General features: G+C 70.0%; 14 protein-coding genes. 8 read left to right on the forward strand and 6 right to left on the reverse strand.

The window, feature by feature from the left end; all coding sequences use genetic code 11:
• Positions 1-689: 689 nt before the first annotated feature.
• A complete protein-coding gene (locus ASE43_RS12995; protein WP_235568744.1) occupies positions 690-2306 on the reverse strand; it encodes a hypothetical protein in 1617 nt (538 codons plus the stop codon).
• 79 nt (positions 2307-2385) lie between these two features.
• The gene (locus ASE43_RS13000) at positions 2386-4566 is read right to left on the reverse strand and encodes a bifunctional (p)ppGpp synthetase/guanosine-3',5'-bis(diphosphate) 3'-pyrophosphohydrolase (RefSeq protein WP_057160775.1); all 2181 of its coding nucleotides are present in this window, start codon (positions 4564-4566) and stop codon (positions 2386-2388) included.
• A 76-nt stretch (positions 4567-4642) separates the two neighbouring features.
• On the opposite strand from ASE43_RS13000, the gene ASE43_RS13005 reads away from it, so the two are divergent.
• Both ASE43_RS13005 and ASE43_RS13010 read left to right on the forward strand, forming a co-directional pair.
• A complete protein-coding gene (locus ASE43_RS13005) occupies positions 4643-5137 on the forward strand; it encodes a hypothetical protein (protein ID WP_056182307.1) in 495 nt (164 codons plus the stop codon).
• A 498-nt stretch (positions 5138-5635) separates the two neighbouring features.
• Complete coding sequence (locus tag ASE43_RS13010) at positions 5636-6142, forward strand: hypothetical protein (protein ID WP_057160777.1); 507 nt, start codon at positions 5636-5638, stop codon at positions 6140-6142.
• A gap of 265 nt (positions 6143-6407) precedes the next feature.
• Here the strand turns inward: ASE43_RS13010 and hrpA are convergent, their stop codons facing one another.
• Entirely contained in the window at positions 6408-10640 is a 4233-nt protein-coding gene (gene hrpA / locus ASE43_RS13015) for an ATP-dependent RNA helicase HrpA (RefSeq protein ID WP_057160779.1), read from the reverse strand.
• A 142-nt stretch (positions 10641-10782) separates the two neighbouring features.
• Between hrpA and ASE43_RS13020 the strand changes: the two genes are divergently transcribed.
• From ASE43_RS13020 to ASE43_RS13040, 5 genes are all read left to right on the forward strand, one after another.
• Positions 10783-11358, forward strand: coding sequence for a Dps family protein (locus tag ASE43_RS13020; protein ID WP_057160781.1), 576 nt, complete (start codon positions 10783-10785; stop codon positions 11356-11358).
• Between the two features lie 259 nt (positions 11359-11617).
• Positions 11618-13429: a DNA helicase RecQ gene (recQ, locus tag ASE43_RS13025; RefSeq protein WP_057160783.1), complete on the forward strand. Its 1812-nt coding sequence runs from the start codon at positions 11618-11620 to the stop codon at positions 13427-13429.
• 444 nt (positions 13430-13873) lie between these two features.
• On the forward strand, positions 13874-14827 hold the full coding sequence (pip, locus tag ASE43_RS13030; RefSeq protein ID WP_056182318.1) for a prolyl aminopeptidase: 954 nt from the start codon (positions 13874-13876) through the stop codon (positions 14825-14827).
• A gap of 42 nt (positions 14828-14869) precedes the next feature.
• Positions 14870-15292 carry a hypothetical protein gene (locus ASE43_RS13035; protein ID WP_157499914.1) on the forward strand — a complete coding sequence of 141 codons (423 nt, stop codon included), beginning with the start codon at positions 14870-14872 and terminating at the stop codon, positions 15290-15292.
• Between the two features lie 47 nt (positions 15293-15339).
• A complete protein-coding gene (locus ASE43_RS13040) occupies positions 15340-15855 on the forward strand; it encodes a hypothetical protein (protein ID WP_057160785.1) in 516 nt (171 codons plus the stop codon).
• Between the two features lie 152 nt (positions 15856-16007).
• On the opposite strand, the gene ASE43_RS13045 is transcribed toward ASE43_RS13040, so the two are convergent.
• Entirely contained in the window at positions 16008-16601 is a 594-nt protein-coding gene (locus ASE43_RS13045) for a hypothetical protein (RefSeq protein WP_057160787.1), read from the reverse strand.
• Positions 16602-16811: 210 nt separating this feature from the next.
• Between ASE43_RS13045 and ASE43_RS13050 the strand changes: the two genes are divergently transcribed.
• A complete protein-coding gene (locus ASE43_RS13050; protein ID WP_057160788.1) occupies positions 16812-17597 on the forward strand; it encodes a GAP family protein in 786 nt (261 codons plus the stop codon).
• Positions 17598-17616: 19 nt separating this feature from the next.
• Here ASE43_RS13050 and ASE43_RS13055 read toward each other — a convergent pair whose 3' ends face one another.
• Both ASE43_RS13055 and ASE43_RS13060 read right to left on the reverse strand, forming a co-directional pair.
• Positions 17617-18720, reverse strand: a complete 1104-nt coding sequence (locus ASE43_RS13055) for a hypothetical protein (protein WP_057160790.1) — start codon at positions 18718-18720, stop codon at positions 17617-17619.
• Positions 18721-19006: 286 nt separating this feature from the next.
• Positions 19007-19879 (reverse strand): LysR family transcriptional regulator, encoded by an 873-nt coding sequence (locus ASE43_RS13060; protein ID WP_057160792.1) that lies wholly within the window; start codon positions 19877-19879, stop codon positions 19007-19009.
• Positions 19880-19950: the final 71 nt, after the last annotated feature.

Consider the following 19950-nt stretch of genomic DNA (forward strand, 5'->3'; position numbering starts at 1 on the left):
CCGCGTTGCGGCGATCGTGGCCAGATCGCAAGCCGATTTCTCGACGCCCTGCGACACCGCGCGAACGATGCGGTTCGCCTACGGCTCACCACATCCTACGACCGGCATGGTGCGTGCAGTTGCTCTTGCCATTGCCGTTGCCGTTGCCGTTGCCGTTGCCGTTGCCGTTGCCGTTGCCGTTGCCGCAGCATTGAAGTCCAAAAGCAACGCACCCACACGACCAACCGTAGACCCGAAGGGCGGCGCGCAGGACGCGCGCCGTTTTTCGAATGGACAGGGATGTCCATTCGAAAAATCCCGGCGAAAGCCTCGAACTCGCAGGGGAGGGTTGGTCACGCCGCTAGCCCTTCTCTTTGGTTACTTTTGACCGAAGGGAATCCAGACGGACTCTTGGGCTAGCAAGAGAAAGTGACCCGCATGCGCAGCAGGCGGAAGCCTTTGACTTCCGTCAAGAAGAGACGAGAGCAAAGCCAAAGCAAATCCTCCCCAGCCCTCCTTTTCCAAAGGAGGGAGCTAAGAGCAAGAGCTTGCTAGCGTTCAGCCGTGCACGAGCCTGCGGTTCGTAAACACACGGCTTCACCCTTTTTCAAAGGAGGGAGCTCTAGGATCAAGAGAAAGTAGCTCGGCTGCGCAGCAGGCGGAATCTTTGACTTTCGTGACAAGCCGACGAAAGCAAAGCCGTGCCGCGCTCAGTTCGCCCCAGGCGCAGCCGCGCGCACGCGCTTGGCGAAATCTTCCAGACCCGCCGCCCCCGGGTCCAAGCGGCGCGCCGCGTCCAGCGCCGATTGCGCCGCGCGCAACTCGCCCGCGCCCAGGCGCTCGTCGCCGACCGCGATCCAGCGCTGGGCCAGGCGTCGGCGCGCATCGCCCAGCGCCGCGCCCTCGCCTTCCAGCGCGCGGCGCGCGTCCAGGCATTCGCCGGCGCGGCTGAGGCGATTGCCGCGCAATTCATCCTCGAAACAGCGCCGCGCTGCCGGCAGCAGGCGGGCGGCGGCGGCGCGCACTTTGGGATCCTGCGGCGCGATCGCCTGCGCCGCGCGCAGCTTGTCGTAGGCGCTGTCGCCGGGCGGCGCCAGCAGTTCGCCGCGCGCCTCGGCGGCCGCGGCCTCGTCGAGCAGGCGGTGCAGACGCTGCTGGCGCTGCGCGAGCGGCAGCTCGCCGCCCAGGCGTTTGCGCGACTGGCGCGCGCGTTCCAGGTGCTGGCGCGCCTCGCTCACCGCCGCGGTCGCCGGCGCGATCGCGTCGGCCTCGCGCAGTGCGGCGGCCGCCTCGTCGAAACGGAAATCCGCGGCCAGGCGTTCGCTGCGTTGCGCGTATGCCGTCGCGACCGCGCTCAGGCCGCGCTGGGCCGCGGCGTCGTCGGGCAGCGCCATCAGGATCTCGCGATAGCCTGCGGCAGCCTCTGGCAAACGGCCGCGGCGCAGCGCGCGCTCGGCCTCGCCGCGGCCGGCATCGGCGCGGCGCGCGAGGTCGGTCAGCGCGTCGGGCAGTTCGCTGTGGCCGGCGTCGGCGACCTGGACGCGGCGGATGCGCGCGGCGCCGGCCAGCAGGTCGCCGTGGGCCAGGGCCTGGCGCCCCTGCTGCAACAGATCGGCCAGGGTGTCCTCGCGGCCTTCCAGGGCCTCGACGCGCTCGGGTTGCAGCGCCAGCACTCGCTGGTACAGCGGCAGCGCGGCGTTGTCGCCGTCGTCGAGGTGGCCGGCCGCGCGCGCGCTGGCGGCCTGCGCGAGCAACTGGTCCAGGCCGGCGTCGGCGGCTTCGCGCGCGCGCAGGCGCCGCTCCAGCGCTTCGGCCTGCGCACGCGGCACCGCCAGTTCGGCGGCCAGGGTCAGGGCGGTGTGGGCATCGGCGTAGCGGCGCTGCGCGATCGCGCGTTCGGCCTGCGCCAGCGCGGCCTGGCCGACCTGGGTCAGGCCGGCGCGCGCTTCGTCGCGGTCCGGGTCCAGGGCCAACGCGGCCTCATAGAGTTGGCGCGCGCCGCGGCCGTCGGCGGAACTCAGGCGGCCTTCGCGCAGGGCCTGGGCGGCGTCGCTGCGCAGTTGCTGCAGGCGCGAATCCGGCCACAACCGGTCCGACAGCGGCCGGCGCAACAGCACCAGCGCGAGCAGGACCAGCATCACCAACCCCGCCGCACCCCAGCCGAACCAGGGCCGCGCAGCCGGCGCCCGCTGTGGGCGTTCGCGGCGATCGAAACGCAGCTCGTTCCAAGGCCCGAATTCGGGCTCGATCCGCGCCGGCGCGGTGGCCGGCGTGCGCGCGCCGGGCGGCGGGTTGCGGTCGTTGCGGGGCGGGCGTTCTGACGTCACGGCCGAAGCATAGCCCCGTCGCGGCTGCGTCTGAGTGACGGTGGCGGCGGGCGCGGGATGGCGAGGCGCCGGACGCGCCTCAGCAGCGCTGCGCCTGCTCCACGCCGGGCAGCGAGGACAGCTTGCCCAGCAGGGTCGAGAGCTGGCCGTAGTCGGCCACGCGCAGGCGCAGACGCAGGCGCACCCGCGCGCCGCTGCGTTCGACGTCGCTGCGGATGCTGACCACATGGGCGTTGCCCTGCGCGATCAGATTGGTGACTTCCTTCAGCAGCCACTTGCGGTCCAGCGCCAGTACTTCGATGTCGGTCTCGTAGCCGCTGCCCTTGCGCCCCCATTCCACCGGCAGTACGCGCTGCGGCTGGCCTGCGGCCAGGCGCTCGAACGCGGCGCAACCGGGCCGGTGCACGCTGACGCCGCGGCCGCGGGTGAGGTAGCCGACGATGGGCTCGCCCGGCAGCGGCTGGCAGCAGCGCGCCAGCTGCACCAGCAGGTTGCCGACGCCTTCGACGGTGAAGTCGGTGCTCTTGCTGGGGCGCCGGCGCGGGGCCGGCGCCAGGGTGGTGGTGCCGGTCGCCGGCGCTGGCGCAGCCGCCGCGCGCTCGTGTTCGTGCAAGGCGCGTCCGACCTGATGCGGGCCCAGATCGCCCAGCGCGACCTGCACGTAGAGTTCGGCGTCGTTGCCGAGGTTGAAGCGTTCGCGCGCGGGCGCCAGGTCGGCGCCGAGCAGGCCTAGCCGGCGCAGTTCCTTGTCCAGCAGCTCGCGCCCGGCCTGTTCGTTGCGCGCGCGGTCGAGCTTGTGGAACCAGGCCCGGACCTTGTCGCGCGAGCGTCCGCTGGCGAGGAAGCCGTTGGCCGCGACCAGCCAGTCGCGGCGCGGTTCACCTGTCTTGGCGGTCAGGATCTCGACCCGGTCGCCGCTGCGCAGCTTGTGGTCCAGCGGCACGATGCGGCCGTCGACCTTGGCGCCGCGGCAGCGGTGCCCAACCTCGGTATGGACGTGATAGGCGAAATCCAGCGGCGTCGCCCCGGTCGGCAGGTCGATCACCTCGCCCTTGGGGGTGAGCACGTAGACCCGGTCCTCGACCAGCTCGGTGTCGAGCTCGCCGGCCAGGGTCGCGTCGCCGCCGTCGCGGCCGCCCTCGCCATGGGCGTCGAGCAGCTTGCGCATCCAGGCGATCTTGCGGTCGAAGGAGGCGTCGGCGGCCTGACTGCCGACCTCCTTGTACTTCCAATGCGCGGCCACGCCGAGTTCGGCCTGGCGGTGCATGTCGTGGGTGCGGATCTGCACTTCCAGGGTCTTGCCTTCCGGCCCGACCACGGCGGTGTGCAGCGAGCGGTAGTCGTTGCGCTTGGGCCGGGCGATGTAGTCGTCGAACTCGCTGGGGATCGGCGCCCACTGGGCGTGGACCACGCCCAGCGCGGTGTAGCAGGCGGCCAGGTCTTCGACCATGACCCGTACCGCGCGCAGATCGTAGAGCTCGCCGATCGGCACGTCCTTGCGCTGCATCTTCTTCCAGATGCTGTAGATGTGCTTGGGCCGGCCGGCGACCTCCGCGCCCTGCAGGCCGGCTGCGGCCAAGGCCCCGCGCAAGGTGCGTTTGACCTGTTCGATGTAGCGCTCGCGGTCGCCGCGCTTCTCGTCGAGCAGGCGCGCGATCTTCTGGTAGGTCTGCGGTTCCAGATAGCGGAACGCCAGGTCCTCCAACTCCCATTTCAGTTGCCAGATGCCGAGCCGGTTGGCCAGCGGGGCGTGGATGTCGCGAGTCAGCGCGGCCAGTTCGCGGCGCGCATCCGGCGCCAGGGCGTCGGCGTTGCGCATGCGCGCGAGCTGGCGCGCGAGCAGGATCGGCACCACCCGCAGGTCGCGCACGATCGCCAGCAACAGCCGGCGCAGGCCTTCGTGACCGGAGCGCCCGCCGTGCTCGGCGTGCAGGGTCCAGACCTGGGCGGCGGCGCGCTGGCCGTCGAGCAGGGCCGCCACCGCCGGGAACTGCTTGTCCAGCGCCGTGCCCAGCGCCGCCGCCAGCCCCGGATAGGCGTGCAGCAGCGCGGCCGCGACGGTGTCGCCGTCGGCGCCGAGCAGGCCCAGCGCGTCCAGGGTGGCCGCGACCACCGGCGGTGCGTCCAGCGCATCGCGCGCGGCGGCCGGGTCCAGCGCGGCCTGGTCCAGGCGCTGCCGCAGCGGGCCGGCGATCGTCGCCGCCGAGGCGTGCGCAAGCGCGGTCTGGACCGGAGCGGGGGCGGAAGGCGATGCGTTCATCGCGGATTGCGTATCGGGATCGAAGCGGTTTGGGGGAGCGTCTACACTAGCCGCCAACCGACCCGAGGAACAGCACATGCTCCGCACCCGTCCGCTGATCGTCGCCACCCTGCTCGCGCTGGCACCGCTTGCGGCTTTCGCCCAATCGCTGCCGCCGATCCAACAGGAGATGACGCCCGAGCAGTTCAAGGCCGCGGGCCTGGACAAGCTCAGCGCGGAAGAGCTGGGCCGCCTCAACGACTGGCTCAACCGCAAGATCGGCGACGAGAGCGCCAAGGCCGCCAAGAGCGCCAAGGAAGTGATCGAAACCGAGCACCGCGGTTTCTTCAACTTCGGCGGTTCCAGCGACCCGATCGCCTCGCGCATCAGCGGCGAGTTCCGCGGTTTCGGCCGCGGCCGTCAGTACACGCTCGACAACGGCCAGGTCTGGCAACAGTCCGACGACGCCTCGCTGGCCGGCGTGAAGCTCAGCAATCCGGAAGTGAAGATCAATCCGGGCCTGATCGGCAACGTCTGGTATCTGTCGGTGCAGGGTTACAACGCCCGCGCCAAGGTCCAGCGCATCAAGTGACGCAATGGCCCGTGCGCGCAGCGCACGGCTTTGCCATTGCGTCACCCCCGCGTAGGCGGGGGTCCAGAGCGCCAACGCACTCCCGTGCGCGCAGCGCATGGCCTTGCCATTGCTGCCACCCCCGCGCAGACGGGTGTGAGCGGATGCGCCTGCGTGCCACTGGCTCGCGCAGCCGCGAACGCCCGAGCGCTATGCGCTCGGGCCGGTGCGGAATAACGAATCGCGTCGTACCAATGGCGCCGACGCCAGGGTCGCTCTTTACAGCCCGAGCGCATGGCTCGCGAGCCCCCACCCCGCCTTCGCGGAGATGACGAGCGAACGGCAACGCTGACGACGACGCCCGCAGTCTCGGCTGCGCGGCCGCTGGCCACCCTCGCCCGTGTCAAGAAACTGTCACGCCACCGCAATAGTGTGGGCGGCCTGAGCGCCGCCCGCCATCGCCGCATACTGGCTGGCGGCCCGCCCGAATCCGACTCCGCCGTCGCCAGGCCCGAATCCATGCTTCGTCTCCCCCGCACCGCCCTGCTGCTCTTGCTCGCTCTGCTGCCCGCTCTGGCCGGCGCGCAGACCGCCTACCGCGAGGTCGAACGCCGCCTCAGCCCCGAACAATTGCGCGAGACCGGCCTGGACGCGCTGACCCCGGCGCAGCTGGCCCTGCTCAACCGCCTGCTGCGCGAGGATGCCGAACGCGAGGCCGCGGCCGCGCCGCCCGCAGCCACGCCGGCATACGCAAGCGCGGCGCCCGCCCGCGACGACGCCGGCCTGCTGGAAGGTGCCGCCGACGGTCCGATCCGCAGCCGCTTGGTCGGCACGGTGTCCGAATGGGCGCCGGGCACGGTGTTCGCGCTGGAGAACGGCCAGCAGTGGCGCGTGCTCAAGGGCGCGCTGAAGCTGACAAAACCGATGCAGGGTCCGCAGATCGTGGTGGTGCCGGGCGTGAGCGGGCGCTGGTTCCTGCAGGTAGACGAGGATCTGCCGAAGGCGCGGGTGCAGCGCATCAAGTGAGGTTTCGGCCCACGCGCGCAGCGCGTGGCTCCGCCGAAACCTCACCCCCGCGGAGGCAGCGGTCCAGAGCGCCGACACATTCTCAACAGCGCTCAGCGCGGCCGGCGCGTGCCCAGGACTTTCGCTTGGGGCGAGCCAAGTCGCATGCCCTCATGGCGCCGAAGTCACTGGATCCCCGCCTACGCGGGGATGACGAGCAAAAGCGAAAGCAGAAGAAACGACGAATAGCAAATAGCAAACAGCGAAAACGCCTGATCGCCGCGCTCTAATTCCGCAACTGCGCCAACCGGTTCGCCAGCTTCTTAGGCGACACCCCGCCGCGCACGCCCAGCTCCTGCGCGAACAGCGACACCCGCAGTTCCTCCAGGTCCCAGCGCAGCGCCTGCCAGCCCGTCGATCCGGCCGTGCCGGCGGCGTTCGCGGCCGCCAGGGCGTCGGCGAAAGGCTTGAGCTCCAGCATCCGCGCCTGGTCGCGCACCGGGTCGCGCAGGGCGCGCTCGCCGCGCAGCGCCAGGGCCTTGAGGTAGCGCGGGTATTCACGCAGCGCCTCGGCCGGCACCTCGCGCAGGAAGCCCGGCGGGGTCAGCGTCGCCAGTTGCTTGCGCATGTCGTCGAGGTTGCCGCTGGCCCAGCCCATCAACGGCGATTCCAGTTTGGCGCGCGCCTCGGCGACCGCGCCCAGGATGACTTCGGCCTGACGCAGGCGCTCCATCGCTTCCGGGAACAGTTTTCGCGCGGCCGTCTCGCGGCGCGCCTCGAACGCGGCCGCATCGCGCACTTGCTGCAGTTCGTCGTCGTCGCCCAGCAGCGAGCGCAGCGCGCCGCCAGCCAGGTCGTCGCGCAAACGGTCGCTGTCGCGCGGGCCGTCAGCGCGCGGCGCGGCCGATTCGATCGCCGCGTACAGCAGACCGGTCTTGGGCGATACCGGCAGTTGCTTGCGCGCCTGCTTGAGCTTGTCGGCCAAAGCGATCGCCAGCAATCGGCGCACGCCGTCCGGATGCGCGCGCAGCGCGGCCTCGCGCTCGGCGTGCACGCGCAGGGACACGCTGTCGCCGTCGTCGTGCAGGGCCGGGAACGCGGGCACGCCGGCCGCGCCCGGCACCGACACCGGAATCGGCTGCTCCGGGAACGCGACCAGACCGCGCTGGCCCAAGCCGTCGGCGGCGCGTGCCGCGAATGCGCGCGCGGCGCGCTCGCCGAAGCGCGCGCGCAGTTCGTCCAGATCGCGCGACTCGGCCAGCACCAGCGGTTCGCTCTTGCGGCCGCCACCCTTGTCGTCGCCGCCATCGAGCAGACGCAGGTTCATGCGCAGATGCGCCTCGATCGCGCTCGGATCGAAGTCGGTGGCCGCGACCTCGGTGCCGGTCAGCTTGCGCAGGAAGCGCGCGAGCGCGCCGGCCAGATCGTCGGCCTCGGGCTGGGTGTGCGCTTGCTGAAAGGCCTTGGCGAAATCCGGCGCCGGCACGAAATTGCGGCGCAGGGTCTTGGGCAAGGACTTGATCAGCGCTGCCGCCTTGTCGGCGACGAAACCCGGCGCCAGCCAGGACAGTTGGGCCGGGTCCAGCGCGTTGAGCAGATGCAGCGGCACCGCCAGGGTCATGCCGTCGTCGGGCGCGCCCGGCTCGAAGCGATAACGCACCGCCAGACGCGCGTTGCCGAGCTGCAGATAAGGCGGGAACCGCGCGGCCTCGCTCTCGCCGCCGACCATCAGGTCCGCATTGGACCATTCCAGCGCCGCCTTCTCGGCCGCGGGCAGCTTGGCGTACCAGGCGTCCAGGGCCTGCGCGTTGTGGATCTGCGCGGGCAAGCGGTCCAGGTACCACTGCGCCATCCATTCCTCGTCGACCACCAGGCCGGCGCGGCGCTGCTTGGCCTCTTCGTCCAGCGCCTTCGCAAGCGTGGCCAGGTTGCGCTGCAGGAAGGCGGCGCGGGTGTTGATCTCGCCGGTGACCAGGGCATCGCGGGCGAAGATCGCGCGGCTCTCCTCCGGGAACAGCGCGCCGTAGTGCACCGGCCGCTTCGGCGCCAGCACCAGGCCGAACAGGCTGATCTGCTCGCTGCCGACCACCCGCCCCTGCGAACGCGCCCAGCGCGGGTCGTGATAACGGCGCGCAAGCAGGTGCGGCAGCTCCTGGATCGCCCAATCCGGCTCGATCCCGGCGTTGGTCATCGACCACACCCGCTCGGTGTCCAGCAAGGTCGCGGCCAGCACCCACGGCGGCGGCTTCTTGGCCAGCGGCGACCCCGGGAACAGTTGGAACTTGCGGCCGCGCGGGCCGTCGTAAAAGCCCTTGTCTCCGCGCTGGCCGATCTGGCTGGGCAGGCCGGCCAGCAGCGCGCGGTGCAAGGTGGCGTAGGCGGAGGCGTCGTAGCCGCCGGCGGCGTCTTCGTCGGGTTTGCGCGCCTGCCCTCCCTGACGATGACCCTGGCGCTGTAACGGCAGCTGCGCGGCGTCGCGGCTGCGTTCGCTCGCGACCGCACGAGCCGATGGCTCGTGAGCGCGGTCGCTCGCCCAGCCCAGTTCCTCGCACAACAGCTTGAGCTGGCGATGCAGCTCGCGCCATTCGCGCATGCGCAGGAAACCCAGGAAGTGCTTTTCGCACCAGCTACGCAGCTTGGACTGGGTCAGCTCCTCGTGCGCGTTCTGGTAGGCGTCCCACAGTTTGAGGATGCCGATGAACTCCGAACGCGGATCGGCGAACTCGGCGTGCGCGGCGTCGGCCGCGCCGCGCTGATCGGCCGGGCGCTCGCGCGGGTCCTGGATGCCGAGAAAGGCGGCGATCGCGATCATCTCGCGCAGGCAGCCGTGGGCCTGCGCGGCCACCAGCATGCGCGCCAGTTTCACGTCCACCGGCAGGCGCGCCATGCTGCGGCCGACCGCGGTCAGGCGGCGCTGCTCGTCGACCGCGCCCAGTTCGGTCAGCTGCTGCCAGCCGTCGGCGATCGCGCGGCTGTCGGGCGGCTCCAGGAACGGGAAGTCCTCGATGATGCGCGCCGCGCCGCCGGCTTCGGCATCGCCCGCGCGCTTGCCCACGCGGCCGTCGATGCTGCCCAGGCCCAGCGAAAGCATGCGCAGGATCACCCCGGCCAGGGCGGCGCGGCGGATTTCCGGATCGGTGTAGCGCGGCCGCGATTCGAAATCGGCCTCGCTGTAGAGCCGGTAGCAGGTGCCCTCGCTGATGCGGCCACAGCGGCCCTTGCGCTGGTCGGCGCTGGCTTGCGACACCGGCTCGATATGCAGGCGGTCGAGCTTGCCGCGCGGGCTGTAGCGCTTCACCCGCGCCAGGCCGGGGTCGACCACGTAGCGGATGCGCGGCACCGTCAGCGAAGTCTCGGCGACGTTGGTGGCCAGCACGATGCGGCGCTTGGGGCCGGGGTTGAACACCCGGTCCTGATCGCGCACCGACAGCCGCGCATACAGCGGCAGCACTTCGGTTTCGCGGTACTTGCGCCGTTCCAGGGCCTGGTGGGCGTCGCGGATCTCGCGTTCGCCGGACAGGAAGATCAGCACGTCGCCGCGCGGATCCTCGCGGGTGATCTCGTCGCAGGCGGCGACGATGCCGTCGTTGACTGAAAGGCCGGGAGTCGGGAATCGGGCATCGGGAGTCGTAGCAGCGGCTTCGCGACGGCTCGGTTTTTCGACTCCCGATTCCCGATTCCCCATTCCCGTATCGTCCAAAGGACGATAGCGCACCGTCACCGGATAGCCGCGGCCCTCCACGCTGACCACGGGCGCATTGTCGAAATGGGCGGCGAAACGCTCGGTGTCGATGGTCGCCGAGGTCACGATCAGCTTGAGGTCGGGACGCTTCTTCAGCAGCTGCTTCAGATAGCCGAGCAGGAAGTCGATGTTGAGGCTGCGCTCGTGGGCCTCGTCGATCAGGATGGTGTCGTAGGCCGACAGCCAGCGGTCGGACTGGATCTCCGCCAGCAGGATGCCGTCGGTCATGAATTTGATCGCGGTGCGCTCGCCGACGTTCTCGTTGAAGCGTACCTGGTAGCCGACCGCGCCGCCGACCGGGGTGTTCAGCTCCTCGGCCACGCGCCGCGCCACCGCGCGCGCGGCGATCCGGCGCGGCTGGGTGCAGCCGATCATGCCGGCCGCGCCGCGCCCGGCCGCCAGGCACAGCTTGGGCAGCTGGGTGGTCTTGCCCGAACCGGTCTCGCCGGCGATCACCACCACCGGGTGCGCGCGAATCAGCGCCACGATCCGCTCGGCCTCGGCCGCGATCGGCAGCGAGGCCTCCACCGGCGCGCTGGGCAGGGCCGCGGCGCGCGCCTCGCGCTGCGCCACCGACACCGCCAGGGCCTGCGCGAATGCCTCGCGCGCGGCCGCATCGGCGGGCTTGCCGTTCCAACGCGACCACAGCCCGTGCAGGCGGCCGCGATCGCGGCTCATCGCGCCGTCGATGGCGCGCCGGGCCTGGCGTAACGCGGCGCTAGCGTTCGTGGCGCTAGCATCGTCGGCAGGTGATTGTTTGGAGGACTCGTTCTTCATCGATAGATCGTCTGCATCGCAGCGCTAGGCACAAACCATTTCACATCGGCGGCGACAGCGCCTATTGTCGTCGCAATGCCGTAAAAACCCTATCCGGCGCCGTTCGCCACCCTCTCGCATCCCACACAAGGACAAGCCCCCCATGGCCAAGCCGAACAAGTCCGACAAGACCAAAACCAGCAAAACCAAGGCCGCCAAGCCGCTGGCGCAGGCCGCCTCGCCCGCGCCGGGCAGCAGCGCGCCGTCCATCGATATCGGGATCTCGCCGGCCGATCGCAAGAAGATCGCCGAGGGCCTGTCGCGCTTCCTGGCCGACAGCTACACCCTGTACCTGAAGACCCACAACTTCCATTGGAACGTGACGGGCCCGATGTTCAACGCCCTGCACGTGATGTTCGAGACCCAGTACACCGAGCAGTGGACCGCGCTGGACGAGATCGCCGAGCGCATCCGCGCGCTGGGCTTCAATGCGCCGGGTTCGTACGCCGAGTTCGTGCGCTTGAGCTCGATCCCGGAGGAACCGGGCCTGAGCGACGCCGCCGACTGGCGCGAGATGGTCCGCCAGCTGGTGGTCGGCAACGAAGCCGTCTGCCGCACCGCGCGCAAGGTACTCGACCAGGCCGACGACGTCGATGACGCCCCGACCGAGGACCTGCTGACCCAGCGCCTGCAGACCCACGAGAAGTACGCCTGGATGCTGCGCTCGCTGCTGCAGTAAGCGATTAGCCTTAGCCCCTTGTGGGAGCGGCGTGAGCCGCGATTCGGGGCGCCCGCGCAGCGGCGGCCCCGACCTGATCGCGGCTCACGCCGCTCCCACAGGGGCAGGCACCGATGGCCGCCGGCCATCGCCGCCCCCGACGGCCGGTGGCGGCCGCGTGCCCCGGATAGCGCGCCCTGGGCCGCCCGCGGCGAATTCCTACAGCGGGCCACGGCATCGGCTTAGCGGCCATAAGGGCGACGCTCGTTACACTAGCGCCATGTCAGACCACGCCCTCGACCTGCTGCGCCGCACCTTCGGCCATTCCGACTTCCGCGGCGAACAGGCGCAGATCGTCCACCACGTCAGCGAGGGCGGCGACGCCCTGGTGCTGATGCCCACCGGCGGCGGCAAGTCGCTGTGCTACCAACTGCCCTCGCTGCTGCGCGACGGCTGCGGCATCGTGGTCTCACCGCTGATCGCGCTGATGCAGGACCAGGTCGAAGCCCTGCGCCAGCTCGGCGTGCAGGCGGCCTTCCTGAACTCCACCCTGGACGCGACCGCCGCGGCCGAGGTCGAACGCCAGCTCCTGGCCGGTGAACTCGACCTGCTCTACGTAGCCCCCGAGCGTCTGCTGACCGGGCGCTTCATGTCCCTGCTCGACCGCGCCCCGATCGCCCTGTTCGCGATCGACGAGGCCCACTGCGTTTCGCAATGGGGCCACGACTTCCGCCCCGAGTACCGCGAACTCACCGTACTGCACGAGCGCTGGCCGCAGATTCCGCGCATCGCCCTGACCGCGACCGCCGACGCTCCGACCCAGCGCGAGATCGCCGAACGCCTGAACCTGGAAGACGCGCGCCGCTTCGTCAGCTCCTTCGACCGCCCCAACCTGCGCTACCGCGTGGTCCATAAGGACAACGGCACCCGCCAGCTGCTGGATTTCCTGGCCGCCCACCGCGGCGACAGCGGCATCGTCTATGCCTTCTCGCGCCGGCGGGTGGACGCGGTGGCCGAGCAACTGGTCGAAGCCGGCATCCGCGCCCTGCCCTACCACGCCGGCATGGACGCGGCCACGCGCGCCGCCAACCAGCGCCGCTTCCTGCAGGAGGACGGCGTGGTCATGGTCGCCACCATCGCCTTCGGCATGGGCATCGACAAGCCCGACGTGCGCTTCGTCGCCCACATCGATCTGCCCAAGTCGATCGAGGGCTACTACCAGGAAACCGGCCGCGCCGGCCGCGACGGCGAACCGGCCGAGGCCTGGCTTTGCTACGGCCTGGGCGACGTGGTCAACCTGCGCCAGCTGATCCAGCAGGGCGAGGCCGGCGAGGAGCGCAAGCGCCTGGAGCTGCGCAAGCTGGACGCCCTACTCGGCTATTGCGAATCCACCCAATGCCGGCGCCAGTCGCTGCTGGGCTGGTTCGGCGAACCGCACCCGGGCGCCTGCGGCAACTGCGACAACTGCCTGGAGCCGCCGCAGAGCTGGGACGGCACCGAGGCCGCGCGCAAGGCGCTGTCCTGCGTGTACCGCACCGGCCAGCGCTTCGGTGCCGGCCATGTGATCGATGTGCTGCGCGGCGTGGAGACCGAGAAGGCGCTCAAGTTCGGCCACGACCGCCTCAGCACCTGGGGCATCGGCAGCGACCTGGACGCGCGCCAATGGAGCAGCGTGTTCCGTCAGCTCGTCGCCGGCGGCCTGCTCGAAGCCGACATCGAACGCCACGGCGCCCTGCGCCTCACCGCCGACAGCGGCCCGGTGCTGCGCGGCGAGCGCGACCTGCGCTTCCGCACCGAACAACCCAAGACCGCGCGCAGCCGCAAACCGCGCGCCGGCGCCGCCGCGGCGCCGATGATCGACCTCGACCCGACTTCGCTGGCGCGCTTCAACGCCCTGCGCGAATGGCGCTCGAGCACCGCGCGCGAACAGAACGTGCCCGCCTACGTGATCTTCCACGACGCCACCTTGCGCGCGATCGCCGAGGCCGCGCCCGACGACCTCGACGACCTGTCGCAGATCCCCGGCATCGGCGCCAGCAAACTCGACCGCTACGGCGAGGCCGTGCTGCAGCACCTGCTCGATCACGCCTAAGCCGCACCACCACCGCCTGCGCAAACCACCCATCGCAACCAACCTGCCCCGCCCCCTGTGGGAGCGGCGCAAGCCGCGACCACGCACCTCACCCTCCGGCGCAAGCCCAGCATCGCGACGCCCCTCCCTGCCCCCTGTAGGAGCGGCGCAAGCCGCGACCACGCACCTCACCCTCCGGCGCAAGCCCAGCATCGCGACGCCCTCCCTGCTCCCTGTGGGAGCGGCGTAAGCCGCGATCGCGAAATTCCCCCATCGACGCGAGCCACGCTCCGCCGCGACACGCCGCCACCCGATCGCGGCTTATGCCGCTCCCACAGGGTAGGAATCTCGCTCTCGATCGCCCGCGTCGCCTCTGCCTACCGGCCCACCGCCCGACTACCGCCCCACCATCGTCCGCATGGCCGCCTCACCGTATGCTTGGCGCAACACCCAAGGAGCGGCGCCATGCGCGAGCTGTACCCCGAGATCCAGCCCTACCGCACGCATCGCCTGGCGGTCGACGATCTGCACGAGCTGCACATCGAGGAATGCGGCAATCCCGACGGGCTGCCGGTGATCTTCCTGCACGGCGGCCCCGGTGCCGGGGTCTCGCCCTACCACCGCCGCTTCTTCGATCCGGCGCGCTACCGCATCGTTCTGTTCGACCAGCGCGGCGCCGGCAAATCCACGCCGCATGCCGAGCTGCGCGACAACACCACCTGGCACCTGGTCGCCGACATCGAGCGCATCCGCGAACACTTCGGCATCGACCGCTGGGTGGTGTTCGGCGGCTCCTGGGGATCGACCCTGGCCCTGGCCTACGCCCAGGCCCATCCCCAGCGCTGCCTGGGATTGGTGCTGCGCGGCATCTTCCTGGGCCGGCCCGGCGAGCTGCGCTGGTTCAACGAACTCGACGGCGGTGCGCGCTGGATCTTCCCGGAGCGTTGGGAGCGCTATGTCGCGCACATACCCGAAGCCGAACGCGACCACCTGACCGAGGCCTACTGGCGCCGCCTCGACAGCGAGGATCCGGCCGTCCGCCTGGCCGCCGCCCAGGCCTGGGGCTATTGGGAGGGCGGCAGCACCACTTTGATCCACGACCCCGACGAGGCCGGCAATTTCGAGGAACCGCACCTGGCGATCAGCGTGGCGCGCGCCGAAGCGCATTACTTCCGCCACGACGTGTTCCTGGAACCGGATCAACTGCTGCGCGACGTCGGCCGCATCCGTCATATCCCCGCCACCATCGTGCAGGGCCGCTACGACGTCATCTGCCCGGTGAAGAGCGCCTACGACCTCGCCCAGGCCTGGCCCGAAGCCGAGTTCCGCGTGGTGCTGGCCGGGCACAGCGCGGCGGATCCGGCGATCGTGGACGTGCTGGTCGCTGCGACCGACGCTCTGGCCGATCGGTTCGCGTAATCGGCCACCTGGCCGGTCGCACCGAAGGAGCTCATCGGAATCATGGGGTCGCTCTGGGGCAGCACCTGCGAGTGCCGGAACTGCGAGTTCCGGTTCTCAAGCCATCATTCGCACGGCAGCTATCGCGGCGACCCGCCGATGGGCGGATATTTCTATGTGGTGTGCGCCGACTGCGCGGTGCAGCATATGGTGCCGACCCGCGGCGCGCGCGGCCCCGCCGACGGCGAGCGCATGGAGCTGTGCGCCGTGTCCACCGAGCGGGGTCAGGTCCGGCTGCAAGGCAGCGGCGTGTATCTGGAGTTCTACGAGCTCGCCGACGCCGCGACCTGGTCCGACCTCTTCACGCTGTCCACCACCGCCTGCCCGGCCTGTTGCGCACAGGGCGTGCTTAAGGTCGAACTCCATGCCGGCGATGCCTGCCCGCGCTGCAAGCGGATGGCACTAAATTGCGATCGGATGCCCTAGGCTTTCCGAACGCTCGCTCACGGCCTTTGGCGTTACAGGAGTACTTCATGCGCACCCCGCTAGCCACTCTGGTCGCCCTCGACGAGGACGATCTGTCCGAGGCGCTGATCTGGATCGACTGGCGCTCGTTCGAGTCCGAGGTGGTCACCGGCTTTTCCGATGAAGTGGCCGAAGACGACGCGATCGGCATGCTGGACGAGGACGAGCCCCGGGAGCTGGTCCATCGCGGCGCGACCTATGCGATCCCACTGACCGAGAGCGGTCGCGACCGCTACGTCATGATCGCGTCGATCGCGCAGATCCTCAAAGACCGCTACAGCGTGTTCGTGCACAGCGATTCCTACGGCGGCTCCGACACGCACGGATTCCTGGTGCTGACGAACACGGAAGCCGACCTGGCGCGGCGGCAGCACGCCGATTGGCTGAGCCGGAACTTCGAGCCGTTGCCGATGGGCATCGACGGCTTCAGCGGCAAGCCCATTGCGTATCTGGGCTACACGCCGCCCGAGGGCGAAGCCGAGGAACCCGCACCGAGGAAAAAGCCGTTCTGGAAGATCTGGTGATCGGCACGCCGTCGCCTACGCAGGCGGCGCTGACGCCCGCACCGCCGTTCGAATCGCGGACCGGGCCTGAAGCCCGCGACGGACGCCGCCTGCGCGCGGCGGCGCCCACCGGCATGCAGCGACGCGCGCAACGCGCGCCGCCGCGGATGCGCTCACTCCCGCGCAGGCGCGAACTTCATGGTTTCGTACAGCTTGGCCATGCCGGCGCTGGCGGCGCTCTCGTTCGCAGCCAGGGTCTGGGCGTAGATCAGACAGACCCAACCGTCGCCGCAAGGCTTAAGCGCATACAGGTCGACCCGCTTGGCGTACGGCGAATCGGCGCCGAACACGGTATGCGTGTAACGCGACACCAGCGCCGGGAAACGGCCGCCCAACTTGTAGTCGGCGTGCTTGGGTTCCGAGTAGTTCTCGGAGCCGTCGATCTGGCGCTGGACCAGGAACTCGGCCGCGCCCTCCAGCGACGGCGCGATGTCGTCGGGATAGACCTGCAGCGTGATTTCCAGGCCCAGGGTTTCGAAGTCCGGCTTGTCGGCCTCGATACCCAGCGCGCGCCCGCCACCCTCGTCCATGGCGGTGTTCTCGGTCACCGTCCAGTTGCCCGGCAGCGAAACGCTGATGCCGTCCTGGGCGTATTGCTTAGCGTGAGCGACATCGGGGGCGGCGATGGCGGGCGTGGCGATCTTTTCGGCGTGAACCGGCGTCGCGGCGGCCAGCGCCAGCAACAGGCAGAACGAGGAACGGAGCATGGGATTCCTTTCGATGGGGGATGAACGCCGCAGGGGCGCGGGCCACGATAGACGCTGCCGAGGTCTTCGACAATCGCAAACCGGACGCCGCAGCGGCAAGCGCGCGGCCTTCGCGCGATCGGCGGTGTCGTCGATTCGGCCGCCGGCCGCGTTCGCACCGATACCCGCGCTTCCGGCACAATTCGCGTCCACTCGCGCGATCGGGACCGCATGACCGACATCGCTCTACCGGTACTGGGCCTGGCCGTCGTCGACAGCGTCAACCCGTCCGCACTGGCCGTCGCGCTGTGGTGGATGGCGCGCCCGGGCGCGGGGCCGCGCCTGCTGGCCTACATCGCCGGCATCGCACTGACCTACACCGTGCTGGGCATCGCCCTGATGCTGGGCCTGGGCGCGACGATGCAGCGCTACGGCTCGGTCTTCGATCATCCGGTGGTGCTGGCGCTACAGCTCGCACTCGGCCTGGGCATGCTGGGCTACGGCATCTTCGCGCCCAAGCAGGGCAAGCACGCGCCCGAACAGCCGCAACCGCGCGTCGGCGGCCTGATCGGCATGGTCCTGCTGGGGATGACGGTGACCGCGATCGAGATGGTCACCGCCTTGCCCTACTTCGCCGCGATCGCCCTGATGACCTCGGCCTCGCTTGCGTACTGGCAATGGCTGTCGCTGCTGCTTGTCTACAACGCGATCTTCGTCGCGCCGCCGCTGCTGTTGCTGGCCTTGTACCTGTTCGCCGGCCGCCGCCTGCAGGGCCGCTTCGAACGCTGGCGGCTGTCGCTGCAGCGCGGCGCGCGCGAAACCCTGCTGTGGATCGTGGCGATCGCCGGCGTGGCCCTGGCCGGCGACGCGGCCAGCCGATTCATGGGCAAGCGCGGCGACCTGGACGAGATCCTCGCCCGCGAGCGCTGCAACGCCGCCGCACGCGAGCCCATGGCCCATGCCGGCTCAGCGCGCCCGCACCATGCCGTGTGCGTCGGCCTGGCGGAGCAGGCTTAGTCGCTCGCTGCCGCCGACCTCAGTTCGATTTCCCGAAAATCGCGCTGCAACTGTTGCTGTAGCTCAGGCTCTGCAGGCTTTGGCCCTTGGTGACGTAGTCGACGATCATGCCGTCGCGGATTTCGAAGCTGGCGGTGCAATCGACGTTGGTTTCCGATCGCGCCGGCGCGCCGCCCACGCACATCATGCCGCCGTTCCTGGAGTTGGGATCGGGCACGTACATATTGCCCGCCCCGCAGCCCTGCGACGGATCGGGCCCGAGCAGAACGGTGGCCTTGTAGTAGTGCAGGATGCGCTGAGCGCCCTTGTCCTCGAAGGTGGTCGGCTTGCCCCAGGCGCCGACCAGTTCGGTTTCGCCATGCCCGATCCAGGGATCGAGGCCGTTGCGCACTTCGCGCGGCTCCCGCTTCTTGCGCGCCTTGGCGATGCTGGCGTTCGCCGCGGTCAGCGCCATTACGTCGGCGGTGCGCTGCTGGTCCTGCTTATCGGCCTCGACGACCTGGCCCGCGATGGCGTTGGCTTCGGCGAGCGCCGCTTTCCTGCGCTCGGCGAGTTCGGCCATTTTGGCGTCCATCTCCTGCTTGGACCGCTTGCTGGCGACCACCGGGCGCTTGCCGTCGTTCCAGAAGTTCTTCCAGGCGAACTCGCGGATGTCGGACGTCGTAAGCGGCCCCATGAACAGCAAGCCGCGCTCGCTGTTGTTGAGCGCGCGCATGGCCTTCCGCTCGGCCTGATTCTTCGGCCCCATCTCGCAGGCGAACTCGACCAGCTTGTGGCCGACCGCATCCTTGGGCGGATGCGCGGGCTGGTCGGGCACGGTCTGGATGAAATCGTCGCGCGGCGAGACCTGAATCAGCTTTTCCTCCAGCGTCTTCCGGTCGCAATCGATGAAGATGTTGGAGGTCACCGAGTCGGGCGACTTCGGATGCTCCATCAGCGAGAAGGTTTCCAGCTTGTAGGTGTTCTTGGCGAAGGGCACCGGGTCGAGAAAGGCCTCGTCGACCGCCACGATCAGGCGCCCGGGCTTCTCGCCGCCCATGAACACCAGCCACCATTCGCCCGCCATCGCGGGCGTTGCCATCATCGCGGCCACGACCGCGACGACCATCCTGCCTTTCTTCATATCGGGCTCCCGCGCACTGGCGAAAACTGTGAGTCATGCGGCGATCGAAGTCGAGGCGATCGCCCCGCGATTCAGCGCAAACTCCGCGCATTTCGGCGCAAACTTCCGTTCCCAGACATGGCCGGCGGCCGGCGCTACCACCGCGCATGGCATAGCGCGCCTATCCGATCTTCGCTAAACACCCTTTCGGTGAGCAGGCCCTCGCCCACCCGCCTTTGCGCCCGCACGGCGGGCGACGAGCCGCACGCGCGAACGGCCGCGGCGCCTCGAGAGCGTTTTGCCGCGCTCAGGCCTCGCCGCGCGCGAAGCTCGCGCGTATGCAGCCTTCGAGCGTGCGCAGCGCGGCGCCGTCCGCGCCGGGCAGGCGGCGCAGATTGACGTAGTAGTGCGGCAGCGCGGGCAGGCCGTGACCGCGCAGCACGTCCAGACCATCGGGCACGCTGTTGGCCAGGAAGGTCGACACCGCCATGTCGGCCTCGATCGTGCCGGTCACCGATTCGAGATGGCCGAGGTGGCCGATCGGGCGCCACGGAATGCCCGCATGGCCCAGCGCCTCGATGGTCGCCGCGCGCACGCCGCAGCGTTCTTCGTGGCAGACCGCGACCGGCAGCGGCCGGCGTCGCGGCGCCTCGCCGCCGCGCGCGCCCACCCAGACCAAATCGTCGCTGAGCAGCAGCTCCTCGCCCTGGCCCGGCTCGCGTTCGGCCAGCACCGCCAGGTCGACCTGTCCGCCGCGCAGCAGCTCGCGCATGCTCTGGTTATTGTCGCTGAGCAGGGTCAGCTGCACTTCCGGATGGCGGCGGCGGAACGCCTGGAATACCGTCGGCGCCATCAGTTCGGCGACGTCGTGCGCTACGCCCAGACGGATCTCGCCGGGCTCGTCGGCACCGCGCATGGCGCGCACCACTTCGTCGTTGAGCGCGATCAGCCGCTGCGCATGGGCGAGCAGGCGATGGCCGGCGGGCGTGGGCTTGAGGCTGTCGCCGCCGCGATCGAATAGGATGGCGTCGAGCAGTCCTTCCAGACGCTTGATCTGCTGGCTCACCGCGCCCTGGCTGAGATGCACCACGCGCGCGGCGGCGGTCATGCTGCCCGTGCTCACCACCGCCACGAAGGCGCGCAGCAGGGCTATGTCGATATCGCGTACGCCTGTCGCCATTCGATTTCCTAATGAGCGCCAGCAAGAAAATTGGCTGGATCAGCATGGGGGCACGGCGATAGCGTCGCAAG

Source organism: Lysobacter sp. Root983 (assembly GCF_001429345.1).
Classification (GTDB): Bacteria; Pseudomonadota; Gammaproteobacteria; order Xanthomonadales; family Xanthomonadaceae; genus Lysobacter.